This is a genomic window from Pseudoalteromonas atlantica, from assembly GCA_007988745.1.
In the GTDB taxonomy this organism is placed as follows: Bacteria; Pseudomonadota; Gammaproteobacteria; order Enterobacterales; family Alteromonadaceae; genus Pseudoalteromonas; species Pseudoalteromonas atlantica.
Map to the genome: position 1 here is coordinate 1 of BJUT01000028.1, position 15,482 is coordinate 15,482.

The window sequence follows — 15,482 nt, forward strand, 5'->3', positions numbered from 1 at the left end:
TTTAACAGTGCTAATTAAAAAGTCATAAATGATTTTTAATGCAATTCCCACTCAGCGCTATCGACTGAGCCATCTGGGCGTGCGGCGTATTAAACGAGTTTTGCCCTTACAAGTCAACTTTTTTTTTACTCTTTATAACTGTTTGAACGGTTTTCACACAACAAAGCGAGTTTTTATAGACTAATGTTTATTTATCCAACAAAAACTTACGAAAAACCTTAATTTAACCAATTAAACCAGACTAAAAACGTAGTGTATTATTTGATGTAAATGATACGATCACATTGATAATGCGTTAAGGCTTATCGTACAGACAAATACCAATGGGAACAATCAATGCAGAGTAAACTCTCTTCGCCGGTAAAAGGCTTACTGCCGTTTTTTTTAATTATTAATATTGCAGTAACAGCGCTTGCTATTGTTGCCTTTGCGTTTTATTCGCAAAACACACAACCTGCACCAGCAGCCAAACAAAAAGTAAGTATTACGCAGCTAGCACAACAACTTGATTTACCAATGGTAGATGCACTTACTATGTATGGGCAAGGCAAGGTTCGCCAGCTACTTGAGCTTACCTCAATATTAGATGATGAGTTTGAATATACGCTCTATCGCTTTAATGCCACCTCAGAAACCCAACTTGTATATAGCAGCACTAAACCCGCTATCGAGTCTAAAAAAGTAGATGAGCATTTAACTGAGCAAGGTATATTGCACCATATATTGCTTTTGAACGACCAGCCTATTGGTGAGCTAATAATAAAACAGCAGTTACCAGCACCGCCTTTAACGCAGCAAGACTCGCAAGTAATAGCCTATATTATTGCAATTGTAAGCGTGTTTGCCTTATTTGCATTAGCCCTACTATTTAATACCTATATAAATACTCGCTTGCGTAAAAGTAGTCATTTATTAAATGAAGAACTTCAAGCGATTACCGAAAATGGCAATTACGACAGTAAAGTAAGTGAAAAACTAGACTTAGGCTTATCTGGCGTGGCTAAAAACATTAACTTGCTGCTAGATAAAGTTAACTCAGTAATGTCTGAAAAAGAGGCTGCGCAAAAAGAGCTTCAAAAATTACAAACAGGCCTTGAGAGCGAAGTACAACAAAGAACAATTGCATTAGAGCAAGCGACATTAAAAGCACAACGCGCTAGCGAAACTAAAACGACCTTTTTAGCCACTATGAGCCATGAAATTCGCACCCCTATGAACGGCGTTATTGGCACTATAGATTTATTAAGACAAACAGAGCTTGATGGCGCGCAGCATCGTTTAAGTACTATTATCCGTGAGTCAGCGTTTTCACTATTAAGTATTTTGGATGATATTTTAGACTTCTCTAAAATTGAAGCGGGTAAGCTAAATATTGACCCTACGCCTTTTTCAGTTACTGATACGATTGAAGAGGTTGCTCGCGTGCTTTCATCTGTTGCTAAAAAGCGCAAATTAGATTTAGAGCTTTCTATTGCGCCAGATATTCCAACTAATTTAACTGGCGATACAATACGGGTTCGCCAAGTACTGTATAACCTATGTAGTAATGCAATTAAGTTCACCAGTACTGATGATAAACGCCAAGGGCACGTAAAAATATCGGTAGAAGTGGCCCATAATACGGCGGATCATTTTACGCTGCGTTTTTGCGTAACCGATAACGGCAAGGGCATGACCCAAGCGCAACTGCGAGAAATATTTAACCCGTTTGTGCAAGCCGAAAACTCAATTACCCGTGAATACGGCGGCACTGGTTTAGGACTTTCTATTTGTAAAAGTTTAACCGAGCTTATGCTCGGGACGATTAATGTAACTAGCCATGCAGGCATTGGTAGCGAATTTACCGTTGAGCTTCCATTTGGTACCTCGGGAAAAATTAAGTACGCACATAAAAATGCGCTCAATGGCAAACATGTAGTGGTAGTGAGCAATCATTTAGAGCGCGAAAAAGCAATGTACCGCTATTTATCGTTTATGGGCGCTAAAATTACCTACGTGCACAACCAGCAAGAAATAGAAGCTCAACAAGAGCAGCACGACATTATATGGGTTGTCGATGGCATAGATGATATGGAAAAAGTTAACTCTTTACTGCGTCGTCTTATTTACTCACTTGAAGATAATAATCAACAAGTGGTGGTATTAAGTAAGCTTGATGAAGCCGCTATAAACCATAAAAATGTATTTTATATTAATGCCTCACCGCTGTGTAAATCTAACTTTATGATGTCGATATTGGTAGCAGCAGGCTTGCATCAACCTAAACAAATTAAAAAAACAAAAACACTCAACAATTATTTAAATGTTGAACAAGCACGCGATGCAAATAAACTCATTTTATTAGTAGAAGATAACCTACTAAACCAGCAAGTTTTAACCGACCAGCTGCATATACTAGGCTATGGCGTTGAAGTAGCAAATAACGGTGAAGAAGGTTTAGATATGTGGCGTCAAAACAATTACTCGCTCATATTAACCGACTTACATATGCCAAAAATGTCAGGTTACGATATGGTTGAAAAAATTCGTGATGAAGCCGAGTTGTTAGACTCTATAGACGCTCAGCCTTATATTATTGCGGTTACTGCCAATGCGCTCAAAGGTGAAAAAGAGCGTTGCCTGGCGGTAGGTATTAATGACTTTATTACTAAACCTATAGAGCTTAATGCCTTAGAAGATACCTTAAAGCGTTGGTATGATAAGCATAATAAAGACCAAACTGTTGTCATTCATCAAAAGCCTGCCATGCCTATTAATATGGACGCAGTATCTACTTATGTAAACGGCGACGAAGCCAAACAATTACGCTTTTTCAAAATGTTTTTAGAGCAAAGCCAAAGCCTAATTAAAAGCATTAATTCCGGCGTTATGGTTAATGACAGAGACGAGATAAGCAGTGCTTGTCATCAGCTCAAGGCTATCTCTAAAACTATTGGTGCAGAGGCCGTTGCGCAATGTGCAGAAGAGTTTGAAGAGAAGTGTCGAAATACTGAGCTTGATACTGATGAGCTAATAGCGCAAAGAGATACCCTTGAAATTGAATATTCTAAAGCTGCGCAGTTTTTAAAAGAGCAAGTGCGCTCAGCGAATACTGATGAAGAAACGCTATAAAATATAGCTATAAAAAAAGGGCTATACAGCCCTTTTTTTTATGCCTAAAAATTACTTTTCAGGAGGTCGATAACCTTCAATTTCTACGTCTTTGTCTTCAAACAAAAAGCCAACCATTTGCTCTTCTAAAAACGTACGGTGCTCTGGGTCCATCATATTTAAATGCTTTTCGTTGATTAGCATAGTTTGCTTATGCTGCCACTGGCCCCATGCTTCTTTAGAAATATTATTAAAAATTTTCTCGCCTAGTTCACCAGGGTATAACTGAAATCCAAGCCCTTCGGCTTCTTTTTGTAACTTTTGACAAAATACTGTACGTGCCATAATTGACTCTCTTAAGCGCTAAATGCTAATAGTTTAACCTATTGGGCTCATTTGTTTAACCAACTTTTTAGTCGGTGCGGCTAAACCCACCTCTATAGATTGATCGAGTGGGTACCACACAAGTTGTTTATCGTTTACTACATCCGGTACGTTATTAATATTAAGCACATGTGGATTTATTGTCAGCTCAAAATGCGAAAACACATGAGTAAAAGGCGTTAACTCTTCCAGCTCGGTTTTTAAGCCTTGCTGATTTAAAAATAACACCATTTCGCTGTATTCGTTAAACTCAAAAAAGCCAAACAGACCGCCCCAAATACCGCTACTTGGGCGTTTTTCCATTAAAACTTTCTCGTCATGTTGAATTATTAACTGATGACAACTCTTTTTAGGAACCGCTTTTTTAGGTTTAGAATGAGGAAACTCTTTAACCTTACCGGCATTAAACGCACCGCAATCGCTATTAAGTGGGCACGCTTGGCAGTCAAAGCGACTGCGAGAGCAAAGGCTGGCGCCCAAGTCCATCATGGCTTGGTTAAACTCAGTCACATTGTTTTTAGGGGTTAACTGGGTAGACAAATGCCAAAGTTGGTTTTCTACTTTTTTTACCCCATACCACCCTTCAACCATAAAATAACGGGCAAGCACTCGCTTAACATTACCATCTAAAATAGGGTGGTGCTGGCCAAGCGACAGCGATAATACCGCACCTGCGGTAGAGCGCCCTATTCCGGGTAAATCCATGACTTCTTCAAGTGTAGTTGGAAATTTACCTTGGTATTTATCTCGCACTATTTTGGCCGTTTTATGTAAGTTGCGTGCCCGTGCGTAGTAACCTAAGCCAGTCCAATGATGCAACACTAAATCTTCATCTGCATTTGCTAAAGCAATGATATCTGGGAAGCTTGCCATAAACTTTTCAAAGTATGGAATAACCGTAACAACTTGCGTTTGCTGTAACATTACTTCTGATACCCACACTTTATACGGTGTTTTACCTAGTTGCCAAGGCAATGTTTTACGCCCATGAAGGTGATACCACTGAACCACTTGGTTAGCAAATTTGTCTGACTGCTGTTTATTTAAATCCAACATATACTACTTTTACTCATGCTCAATAGCGGCTCAGTCTATTGCAGTTAATAAAAAGATCAAGCTATGAAGGCGCTATAACACGCTAATACTTGTGATTAGCTGCGTGGTCAGGGATAATACGCAACCATTTTTAAACACATTGTTTTTGTCAGGCCAATAATATGAGTGAATCAAGTAACAACAACCTTGAGCAAGCTAAGCAAGAAGGTAAGTATATCCGCACAATTCGCAGTTTTGTAAAACGCGAAGGCCGCTTAACTAAAGGCCAAGCTGCCGCAATTGAAAAATGCTGGCCAACTATGGGGCTTGAGCATAAAAACGGCCTACTCGACTTAGCTCAAGTATTTGGCAATAACAATGATGTAGTATTAGAAATTGGTTTTGGTATGGGCAAGTCATTAGTTGAAATGGCAAAAAATGCACCGCACCTAAACTTTATTGGTATTGAAGTACATCGCCCAGGCGTTGGCGCATGTTTAATGGATGCAGATGAAGCCGGTGTTACTAATTTACGTGTATTTGAACACGATGCAGTAGAAGTACTCGCTGACTGCCTTGCAGATGAAAGCTTAACAACGCTGCAGTTATTCTTCCCTGATCCATGGCATAAAAAGCGTCATCATAAACGCCGTATAGTGCAAACAGAATTTGCTGAAAAACTGCGTAGCAAATTAAAAATTGGCGGTGTTTTTCATATGGCTACTGACTGGGAAAACTACGCCGAGCACATGCTAGAAGTTATGCAAGCAGCGCCAGGCTATAAAAATCAGTCATCTACCAACGACTTCGTACCTCGCCCTGATTCGCGCCCGCTAACTAAGTTTGAACAGCGCGGCCACCGTTTAGGTCACGGCGTGTGGGACTTAATGTTTGAGCGCACAAAATAATTACACCAATTTACTAATCAATAATTTGTAAGGCAAAGCCATTTATGAGCGTATTAACCAACCCAAGTTTACTGTTACTTCGTAATAGCGAAGAACTAGTGGGAAAATCTATCTTGGTGGTCAACTTTGTTCAAGATGGCTTTTTAGCAGAGCTAAAGCAGCTAAATCCTCAAAGTGCCATCACCGCATTTAGTTATAACCATGCTAATGGGGAATTTGCTAAAAAAATAAATGGCATAGATGTGTGTGTTAACCATGAAATGGCCGCCAACGATTACGATTTAGTCATTCTTTACTACCCAAAATCAAAGCCTGAAGTATTAATGGCACTTGATAATATTCGCGCCGTTATTAACGAAAAAGCACAGCTACTTGTGGTAGGCGAAAATAAAAGTGGCGTTAAATCGATAGAAAAGCAGCTCGCGGGCAAAGCGCAGTACAGTAATAAAATTGACTCTGCTAAGCATTGTATTTTGTTCTCATTTGAGCAACTAGAGAACAGCCCAACCTTTGAGATTAGCCGCTACCATAAAACGTTTAGAGTAAATGTAGCAGGAGTAGAGTTTGATGCTATCAGTGTTCCGGGTGTATTTAACCACGGCGCTTTAGATGCTGGCACAAAAATGCTACTAGAAAATGCCCCGACCACTAAACAAGGTAATGTACTGGATTTTGGCTGTGGTGCGGGCTTAATAGCCACTTTTTTAGGTATTAAAAACCCAGCACTGACTTTTACTTGCAGCGATGTGAGCGCACTTGCAACTTATGCTACTGAGCAAACATTAAAGCTTAATAATATTAAAGGCGGCACTATTTTAAGTGATGGCTTAAAAAGTATTAGCGGCAAGTTTGATTTAATAGTTAGTAACCCGCCTTTTCATACTGGCATAGCGACCGACTACACAATTGCAGAAGCATTTTTATCAAATGCTAAGCAGCACTTAACCAAGGTAGGAAAGCTAAGCATAGTGGCTAATAGCTTTTTAAAATACCCGCCAATTTTAGAGGCGCAGTTTGGTAGCTTCCACACTGTGTACAAAAATAACAAATTTGCCGTTTACAGTAGCTAACTAATTATACTTAGTTAGGCTAAGTGTAATTAATACTTAGCCTAACTTTCGAATAAATATCAGAATTAATTTCACTATTTCCCTTCACTTTCTATGGTTTTTGCTAAACTAAAGTTCTAAATATAAATATTCATGCTTAGGCGATGCAGCAATAATGCCAAAAAAAGTACATCAAAAAAGTATTCGAAAAGCGCTGATCAACACAATCATGCTTATCACTGCTATTTGTTTAACTTTATCGGTTTCAATTTCCACTTATATGAGTGTAAAAGAACAAAAGGAACTGATCATAAACAAGCTCGTGATCCTTTCCGATATTGTTGCTTTTGATGCCGCAGGTTCATTGGTAAAAGACGACAGAAAAACAGAAGAAAAACGCCTAAAGTCGTTTGATAAAATCCCTCTTGTTAAAAACATTCATATTTACGCAATAGAAAAAACATCGAGTAAACCTGTATTTTTTATTAGCTTTAATGCTAAAAAAACCCCACCTGTTCCGCTGCGAGTAGACAGCATTAAAGAGCTTAACGAGCCAAGAGTGACCAACAACTACATTGAGCTAATAACACCTGTACTTAATAACGAGCAGGTGGTGGGTTACGTTTATATGCGTGGCAGCTTAGAAAGCCTAGATGAATTTATAAAACAAAAAATTATTATAGATATTTTCCTTACCCTGTTTATTTTGTTTTTTGTGTACTTTATAGCGATAAAAACACAAAAAAGTATCGCTAACCCTATTGAACACTTAAGTGTATTGCTACAAGACGTATCAAAAAATCATAACTATGACGTACGCGCACCAAGCACCAGCGTAAAAGAGGTTACAGCCTTATCAAACAGCTTAAATATCATGCTTACTCGCACCCGTAAGCAAATAGAACGTCATGAAAAAGACAAACTAGAGATAAAACAACTCAACCAAAGCTTAGAAGAAAAGGTAAGCCAAAGAACAATAGCCCTGCGCGAAGCAAACCAAGAGCTACTTTCTACCCTTGAGCGAATGCATCAATACCAAGAACAAATAGTAGAAAACGAAAAAATGGCATCATTAGGGCAAATGGTAGCCGGCGTAGCCCATGAGGTTAACACCCCAATTGGCCTAGGTATTACTGGCTCAACCTTGCTGCGCGATAAACTTGCCGATATTCAGCTTAGTTTTGATAATAAGTCTCTTACTTCTAACCAATTAAAACGCTTTATTGACGAAGGTATCGAAAACCTTGATTTAATTTATAGAAACCTAAACCGTGCGGCCGACCTTATCTCTAACTTTAAAAAGGTAGCTGTAATTCAAGATGACGGGATTAAAACCCATGTAAACATCCATAGGTTAATATCTGATGTGTTAATGTCGATTCAATCAGAGTTAATAAAGTCAAAGCCTAACGTAGTGATTAATTGTCCGAGTGATTTAACCATTGAGAGTAAATCTGAGCCATTACAACAAATTTTCCAACAGCTTATTTTAAACTCTGCTATTCATGGTTTTAGCAATAGCGAAAATAACGAAATTAAGTTTGATATAGAAATAACAGGCCCACAAATAAAAATAATCTACACAGATAACGGCCAAGGCGTTGATAAAAACGTCAAAAACAGGATATTTGACCCATTTGTAACCTCTAAGCGAGGCCAAGGGGCAAGTGGTTTAGGCATGCACTTAGTGTACAACTTAGTAACCCAAGCACTAGGTGGGCATATACTGTATGACCTAGATGCAAAACCCGGCGTACGCTTTGTTATTACAATTCCATAAAAAGTGTTTAAAAAAAGAGTATTTATTTACGCTTTTTACTTGAATTACCATTTAATGACCTTATAGAGAGAGCATGTGATATTTCATGTTTAATTATTTAACTTGATCTAATAATTAAGCGATACAATTTCTGAACTTTATTGCTTTTGCAGTATCACATACATTGATGAAAGGTTATAAAATGATATAATTCCGTTTTGAATTTGCGCGATTATTTTTAGTACCTTTAAGCGATTGGTGGATGTATCAATTATTAAAGGAAATGGCTTCGTTTTCATAATTCAAAAAGCTGCATCCGTTATATATCATTAAACAGTAGCTTTTGCACAATGCCTTTTGGTTAGTTTGGAACACCCCTACTGTTTTATTTTTATCCAACTTGTTTTTTCTTGTTAACATTTGGGTATAATCCTATAATCTCTAGTAATCGAATTATTTAGTTAAGATTCGATTTTTTGTAAATAAAATATTCCAAAAAGGTTAATTAATAATGCAAACGCCAGTCATTCTAATCGTAGAGGATGAAGACGTAACTCGACTAAACCTCGTGAGTTTATTTGAAGCTGAAGGTTACAAAGTTATTGAAGCCATTGATGGCGATGATATGCATGACAAGCTTACAAATAATGATGACGTCAATCTTGTAGTTATGGACATCAACCTACCGGGTAAAAACGGGCTAATTTTAGCACGTGAATTACGCCAAAAACGTAAAGTCGGTTTAATCTTTTTAACCGGCCGTGATAACGATGTAGACCGTATTTTAGGTTTAGAAATTGGTGCTGATGATTACATCACTAAACCTTTTAACCCTCGTGAATTGACTATACGCGCTCGCAACTTAATTACCCGTACAGCGCTAGGCGGCGAAGAGTCAGTGCTAGAAACCAACGGTGTAATTACATTTAATGGTTGGGAACTTGACGAAAACAGCCGTTGTTTAACGTCACCAAATGGTGATGCTAAGCGTTTACCTAAAGGTGAATACAGAGCGCTGCGTTTAATGCTTGATTCTCCAGGGCGTATTTTTAGCCGTGAGCAACTTATTAAGCATATGACTGGCCGTGAGCTTCGCGCTAATGACCGTACAGTAGATGTAACTATTCGTCGTATTCGTAAGCACTTCGAAAGTGATAATTCTACTTCTGAGCTAATCAGCACCATCCATGGTGAAGGTTACCGCTTTATTGGTAAAATCGACGCTTAATTAGAGTAAACCGCTTACTCTAATAATTGTAAAAACGAATGAAGGGCAATTTGTCCTTCATTTATTTTATCAGCCAATGTATCCAACCATTCTCTTAGTACTTCATCTGATTCATCAAGCGCACCGTGTTCCATCTTTTTAGCATGTAACTGTACGTCATTTAATCCTACAGAGCCCGCAGCACCTTTAAGCTTATGCGCCACCGATTTGTACTCTTCCCTGTCGTTTTCATTTAACACGCTTTGCAGCTCTTGCTGATATTGCGGGTTTAGTTTTTCAAACAAACCACTGCTGCGCTTAAATACTTCAAGCCCCATAGAGTTTACAAAGTCTTCAATGGTTTCAACATCAAGCACACCTGCATTAATGCCCTCAAGCGCTTCTTTACTTACCGTTAGCAGCGGTTTGTCTGATTCACTTTGTTGAATATCAAACAAATCAGCTAGCATTTTATCAAGCTTTATTGTATTAATCGGTTTAGCAAGCGCCCCTTGCACCGAAATACCTTCTAAGTCTTCTTCGGCGCTACGTACATTCGCTGTAAGCGCAACGATAGGTAGTTTATCAAAATGGCTATCGGCACGTATTTGTCTTGCCACCTCATCACCATTTATATCGGGCAGTTGCATATCAAGTAGTACTAAATCTAGCTCGTCTTCGGTTTCTACAAACGAGAGTGCATCTTCACCTGTTTCGGCCCAAATTACTTCATGGCCGCGCTGCTCTAACAGGTTTGTCGCAATTTCAGCATTTAATGGCACATCCTCTACAAGTAAAATATATAAACCTCTACCGGCATAGCTTTGTTCGGTAGGCGCTACACATAAGCTAAGCGGTATGTGTACTGTAAAGCAGCTGCCTTCACCTTCTGTACTGGTTACCGAAATAGTGCCTTTCATTGCACTGACCAACGCTTTGGTTACGGCTAAACCAATGCCTGAGCCAATCGCATTTTTACCGCTTAAATCTGGGGCTTTGTAGTACATATCAAATATGCGCGAGAGTTGATCCTCTGGGATCCCCTGCCCTGTGTCTGATATTTTAAGTTCAAGCCACGGCCCGTCGTTACGCTCTTCTCGGCTACATGTGAGTTTTACCTCGCCATGCTGGGTAAACTTAACGGCATTATTAATTAAGTTCCATACCACTTGGCGTAAACGCGTTGGGTCTAGGAGTGCGTAAACATCTAATGTGCCATTTCGCTCAATTGAAAATTCAAGCTCTTTTTGTTCAGCAATTAAACCTGCAAAGTTCACTACATCGTTAATAAAGTCTGAAACGTTAATAGAGTCGGTTGCTATATCTAACTGCTCTCGGTCTATTTTATCTAAATCTATAATATCGTTAAAAATATTACCTAAGGTTTCAGCGCTCGAAAATACCGTATTACACCAACTGCGTTGCTGCTTATTAAGCTCTGTATCAAGTAGCATTCGGGTTAAACCTACAATGCCATTTAATGGCGTGCGCAGCTCATGACTAAGCGTTGCTATAAACTTACCTTTATCCTTATAGGCTGTTTCAAGCGCTTGTGCTGCTTCTTTACGGCTGGTTATATCACGGCCAAATGCAAGCAAACCTATGTAGTCACCTTGATCGTTTATAAACGGTAATTTACGCAGCTCAAACCAACGGTTTTCACCATTAACCATATATTCAACATCAATTGTCAGCGCTTGATGCGTTTGCTCTACTTGTTTATCGGTTCTGAGTACTTCTGCTAAAAAGTAGCTCGGGAAAATTTGCTCAACTGTTTTACCAATTAATTCAGCACTGGTTTTGCCCATAACCTCTTCAAACATTTTATTACAGCCGGCAAACACGCCGTTGTTATCTCGGTAATAAAATAAATCGGGGGAAGAGTCGACAATAGAGCGAAGGAGCATGCCTTGCTGAGCAAGTTCTTGTTGTGTTTTTTTACGCTCTGCTATTTCGCGGCGAAGCTCTTCAATGGCGCGATGCTTGGCATGAAAAGCCATTTTTCGCTCATCTATTTCAATGTTGAGGCGGTTGATATTATCTTTTAATGTTTGATTTAACAGCTTTTCTTGTTTTGTGGCGCTGTCTAAATAAGCGTATGAGGCATCTAATTGTCTAATCGAGTTGAGTAAAATACTGATCATAAAAGGAGATACAACCGCGGTAAAAAATACCACAGCCAAAATATCAACTAAATTAACCTCACCCAGTGCCACATAATAAAACATACTCGACAATATAAGCGACACGCCTAACAAAAGCGCGTAGCACATTGCCGCGGTTTTTAACTCACCAAAGCGAGTTATTAAACTAGAAAGTACTCGAGCCCAAGGGCTCAAAGAAGAATCGGTCATAGGTCAGTGTATCTCGTTACTAGGCATAAATAAAAAGTGCCTATTAATAGTCAAACGCATTTTGCAGCAGATTTTAGCATTTTTCTATTAGCTATATTCATGTTGTGCGACAAAAACAGAAAATTTTCATGTTTACTTTTGCCTACTTGTTAAACTCATCATTTCAGCAATAAATTATTTAGTGTAAAATGCTGCGCTTTATTATGACCAATAACGAGTAGCGCACATGCAAACCAACATGCCCGATATAGCTGATACGGCTCCCGCCTTACAAACAGGTAAGTTAGACTGGGTTGGTATGGGCGAAATAGAACTGCCATTTATTTTTGAATCGAAAGATTTAGCACCCGTTACCGTTAACGCAAAAGCGCGTGCCTTTGTTAATTTGCATAAAGAAGACGCTAAAGGCATTCATATGTCGCGTTTATTTTTAGCGCTTGATTTACTCTCTACAGAGCAACAAGTTAACCCACAAACTTTAGCTCAAGCACTCGATACCTTTATCACCAGCCACGAAGGATTAAGTGACAAAGCCCAAATAGAGTTTAAATTTGAGTTACCGCTGCGTCGTAAATCGTTATTAAGCGGTAAAGCAGGTTGGAAAAGCTACCCAATTACCCTAACCAGCACTATTGAAAATAGCGTAATTAGCTACGAGCTAAGCGTGGATGTTACTTATTCATCAACCTGTCCATGCTCTGCAGCACTTGCTCGCCAGCTTATTCAAAATGCTTTTAGCGAAAAGTTTAACCAAGAAACACTTAATCAAAAAGACGTTTTAGCATGGCTAGGTACAACACAGGGTATTGTGGCAACGCCTCACTCACAGCGTTCAATTGCAAACGTTAAAGTAAAGCTAGACAACACGATTAGTGAATTTGACGTAGTAAATTTAATTGATACATTAGAAGCTGAACTAAAAACCCCGGTACAAGCGGCAGTAAAACGTGAAGATGAGCAAGAATTTGCCCGCCTTAACGGTCAAAATTTAATGTTTTGTGAAGACGCTGCACGTAAAATTAAAGCGGTTCTTGAAAACGATAACTTTAGTGATTACTGGCTACAAATTAATCATTACGAATCACTCCATGCGCATGATGCAGTCGCTATTGCCGTTAAAGGAATTGAGGGCGGTTACAAAGCCTAGCAGCCCTGCTGCATTAATAATAAATACATACGGTAATTAGCCATAACAACCAATTTTTAGGCACGTAAATTGCTTTACTTGAGCAGTGTCAATTTGTTGTTATGGAGTTACCGTATGGAATTCGCTTTATTATCAATTTTAGTATTAGTGGTTGGGGCCTCTGTGGTTGCGTCAAAATTTAGTGATGATGGCGGCAATCCCTATCCTTTTACCCGCAAACAAACCGTGTTTACACAGGTTGAGGGTGCATTTTTAAATCTTTTAGAGCGTGCGGTAGGCGATCAATACAAAATTGTGAGCCGCGTCAAACTCATCGATGTAATCGACTGCAAGCAAGGCCTTTCTGCTAAATCAAAACGTGCAGCTTTAGCTAAAGCTAAAAATAAACAACTCGATTTTGTGCTGGTAGATAAAGAAAAAATGACGATAGTGGCAGCGGTCGATTTAGTTAACAACGCCAATAAAGATGGCCACAAAGCGCAGCGCGACTGGTTTGTAAACGGCGCTTTAGAATCCGCTGGCATTCCACATATTCGTATGAAAGTAAAATCAGGCTACCGCGCTTCTGAGGTGCGCGATGCAATTATGTTTAAATTAGGCAAACCTGCAGCGGTGCAATCGGCTCGTCCAACACGTAATCGTGTAAGTAAACCTGCGGTATTGTCACCTTCTCAGGCTAAAGCCCAAACCACTGCGTTAGCCGAAATTTAAAATAGAATTAAATACTCTCCTAAAAGTATTTAAAGCGAGCCGTAAAACAGCTCGCTTTTTTGTTTTTTATTGCTAACTTCACGTATAATCTACGTATTCAAACTCAGGAATCAAACACTATGAATGTTGGTATTATTGGCGCAATGGAGCCAGAAGTTAAAATTTTACGTGAAGCAATGCAAAACCCACAAGTGCTAACAAAAGCAGGGTTTACCTTTTACACAGGCGAATTAGCAGGTAATACAGTAACACTTGTGCAATCGGGTATTGGTAAAGTGGCATCAACGATTGCAACCACGTTATTAATTGATAACTTTAATCCTGACTGTGTTATCAACACAGGTTCTGCCGGTGGCTTTGATCCCTCTTTAAGTGTTGGCGATGTTGTTATCTCTTCAGAAGTACGCCATCACGATGTAGATGTAACCGCTTTTGGCTACGAAATCGGCCAAGTTCCACAAATGCCAGCAGGCTTTGCCGCACACCCAAAACTAGTTGAAGCTGCCGAGCAAACCATTGCGCAAATTAGCGAAGTAAAAACCTTAGTAGGCTTAATTTGTACGGGTGATTCATTTATGTGTGATCCAGTGCGAATTGATAAAGCACGCAGCGACTTTCCTACAATGCTTGCAGTAGAAATGGAAGGCGCATCTATTGCACAAACGTGTTTTGCGCTTAATACGCCATTTGTGGTTATTCGCTCTATGTCTGACATTGCCGGTAAAGAGTCGCCGCAATCGTTTGAAGAATACTTAGAGACTGCATCAATCAACTCATCAAAAATGGTTGTTGCACTATTGGAAAAACTAACAAAAGTTACGCTGTAAATGCTAAGCAATATTGTTCAAAACCATTTGGACTTTATTGCCTTTTTTGTGGCGCTCATTGCTGAGCGCTTTTTCCCGTTAAAAAGCTGGTATCACCCTAATACAGTATTAACCGCTGTATTTAGTGCTATAGGAAAACGGATTTATAAACCAAGTGAGCCTAAAAGTTACCTTTATTTAGCCTCCACTCTTGCCTGTACGCTAGTTTTAAGCGTTATTCTTATTATTATTGTGTTACTGCTTGAATTTGCCTTTTATCCTGAGCTCCTCGCGGGCCTCATTTTATATTTGTGCCTAGAAAGCAAAGCGATTGAAAAAAAAGCCCTGCGTGTTGCAAAGTTAGTAAAACAAAACCAAAAATCTACCGCGCGTGAACTCGTAAAGCCACTGCTTGCCCGAGAGGTCAATAAGCTCTCAGCGCCAGGTATTATTAAAGCCTTAATTGAAAGCTTAATTTTACGAACTGCCCGTAATTACTTTACCGTTATATTTATATTTTTATTACTTGGGCCAATTGCCGCTTTAGCGTATCGGCTACTGACTTTAATGCAGCATGCTTGGCGCACCGATATTTCACCTAATAGCCACTTTTTAAAACCGCTTAAACTACTTTTGTTTATAATCGAATTTATCCCCGTACGCTTACTTGCATTAACAATTGCTGCAAGCAAAGCCAGTAAACAAAGTATGCATTACATAAAGCACTATGGCAGACACTTTTATCAAACAAATACAGGGTGGATTTTAAGTGTGTGCTCCGCCTCTATTGGCGCACAGCTAGGCGGCCCTGCGGTTTATTTTGGTAAGCGTTTTAATAAAATGCGAATTGGAACCGAGCGACTCCCAAAAGCCGAAGACGTCCCTGTGATCATAAATAGATTAAATCAAGCGCGTGCCTTTTGGCTGTTAGTTATTATCAGTATTGAGATATTAAAGCTGATTTAGTGTTTTTTTAGCAGCCAAAATACGCGCACAAAAAAACCAGCCTAAACTGGTTTTTTAGTTTTAACT

Annotated in this window: 12 protein-coding genes; 9 read left to right on the forward strand and 3 right to left on the reverse strand. The window is 39.2% G+C overall.

Annotated elements, in window-relative coordinates; all coding sequences use genetic code 11:
* Nucleotides 1-336 precede the first annotated feature (336 nt).
* Nucleotides 337-3,111: a hybrid sensor histidine kinase/response regulator gene (locus PAT01_RS12225; RefSeq protein ID WP_138578547.1), complete on the forward strand. Its 2,775-nt coding sequence runs from the start codon at nucleotides 337-339 to the stop codon at nucleotides 3,109-3,111.
* A 51-nt stretch (nucleotides 3,112-3,162) separates the two neighbouring features.
* On the opposite strand, the gene PAT01_RS12230 is transcribed toward PAT01_RS12225, so the two are convergent.
* Complete coding sequence (locus tag PAT01_RS12230; protein WP_004587535.1) at nucleotides 3,163-3,435, reverse strand: oxidative damage protection protein; 273 nt, start codon at nucleotides 3,433-3,435, stop codon at nucleotides 3,163-3,165.
* A gap of 33 nt (nucleotides 3,436-3,468) precedes the next feature.
* The gene (gene mutY / locus PAT01_RS12235; RefSeq protein WP_029772456.1) at nucleotides 3,469-4,530 is read right to left on the reverse strand and encodes an A/G-specific adenine glycosylase; all 1,062 of its coding nucleotides are present in this window, start codon (nucleotides 4,528-4,530) and stop codon (nucleotides 3,469-3,471) included.
* Nucleotides 4,531-4,691: 161 nt separating this feature from the next.
* Here mutY and trmB point away from each other — a divergent pair, with 161 nt between their 5' ends.
* From trmB to arcA, 4 genes are all read left to right on the forward strand, one after another.
* Nucleotides 4,692-5,417, forward strand: a complete 726-nt coding sequence (gene trmB / locus PAT01_RS12240) for a tRNA (guanosine(46)-N7)-methyltransferase TrmB (RefSeq protein ID WP_138578545.1) — start codon at nucleotides 4,692-4,694, stop codon at nucleotides 5,415-5,417.
* 44 nt (nucleotides 5,418-5,461) lie between these two features.
* Complete coding sequence (locus PAT01_RS12245) at nucleotides 5,462-6,487, forward strand: methyltransferase (protein WP_138578543.1); 1,026 nt, start codon at nucleotides 5,462-5,464, stop codon at nucleotides 6,485-6,487.
* Between the two features lie 154 nt (nucleotides 6,488-6,641).
* A complete protein-coding gene (locus PAT01_RS12250) occupies nucleotides 6,642-8,246 on the forward strand; it encodes a HAMP domain-containing sensor histidine kinase (protein ID WP_138578541.1) in 1,605 nt (534 codons plus the stop codon).
* 490 nt (nucleotides 8,247-8,736) lie between these two features.
* Nucleotides 8,737-9,453 carry a two-component system response regulator ArcA gene (arcA, locus tag PAT01_RS12255; protein ID WP_004587530.1) on the forward strand — a complete coding sequence of 239 codons (717 nt, stop codon included), beginning with the start codon at nucleotides 8,737-8,739 and terminating at the stop codon, nucleotides 9,451-9,453.
* Nucleotides 9,454-9,467: 14 nt separating this feature from the next.
* On the opposite strand, the gene arcB is transcribed toward arcA, so the two are convergent.
* Complete coding sequence (gene arcB, locus PAT01_RS12260) at nucleotides 9,468-11,786, reverse strand: aerobic respiration two-component sensor histidine kinase ArcB (RefSeq protein ID WP_138578539.1); 2,319 nt, start codon at nucleotides 11,784-11,786, stop codon at nucleotides 9,468-9,470.
* A 226-nt stretch (nucleotides 11,787-12,012) separates the two neighbouring features.
* Between arcB and folE2 the strand changes: the two genes are divergently transcribed.
* From folE2 to PAT01_RS12280, 4 genes are all read left to right on the forward strand, one after another.
* Complete coding sequence (gene folE2 / locus PAT01_RS12265; RefSeq protein WP_055254809.1) at nucleotides 12,013-12,933, forward strand: GTP cyclohydrolase FolE2; 921 nt, start codon at nucleotides 12,013-12,015, stop codon at nucleotides 12,931-12,933.
* A gap of 114 nt (nucleotides 12,934-13,047) precedes the next feature.
* Nucleotides 13,048-13,644 carry a DUF2726 domain-containing protein gene (locus tag PAT01_RS12270; RefSeq protein WP_138578537.1) on the forward strand — a complete coding sequence of 199 codons (597 nt, stop codon included), beginning with the start codon at nucleotides 13,048-13,050 and terminating at the stop codon, nucleotides 13,642-13,644.
* Between the two features lie 119 nt (nucleotides 13,645-13,763).
* Nucleotides 13,764-14,471, forward strand: coding sequence for a 5'-methylthioadenosine/S-adenosylhomocysteine nucleosidase (gene mtnN, locus PAT01_RS12275; protein WP_004587526.1), 708 nt, complete (start codon nucleotides 13,764-13,766; stop codon nucleotides 14,469-14,471).
* Complete coding sequence (locus tag PAT01_RS12280) at nucleotides 14,472-15,416, forward strand: cobalamin biosynthesis protein CobD/CbiB (RefSeq protein ID WP_138578535.1); 945 nt, start codon at nucleotides 14,472-14,474, stop codon at nucleotides 15,414-15,416.
* Nucleotides 15,417-15,482: the final 66 nt, after the last annotated feature.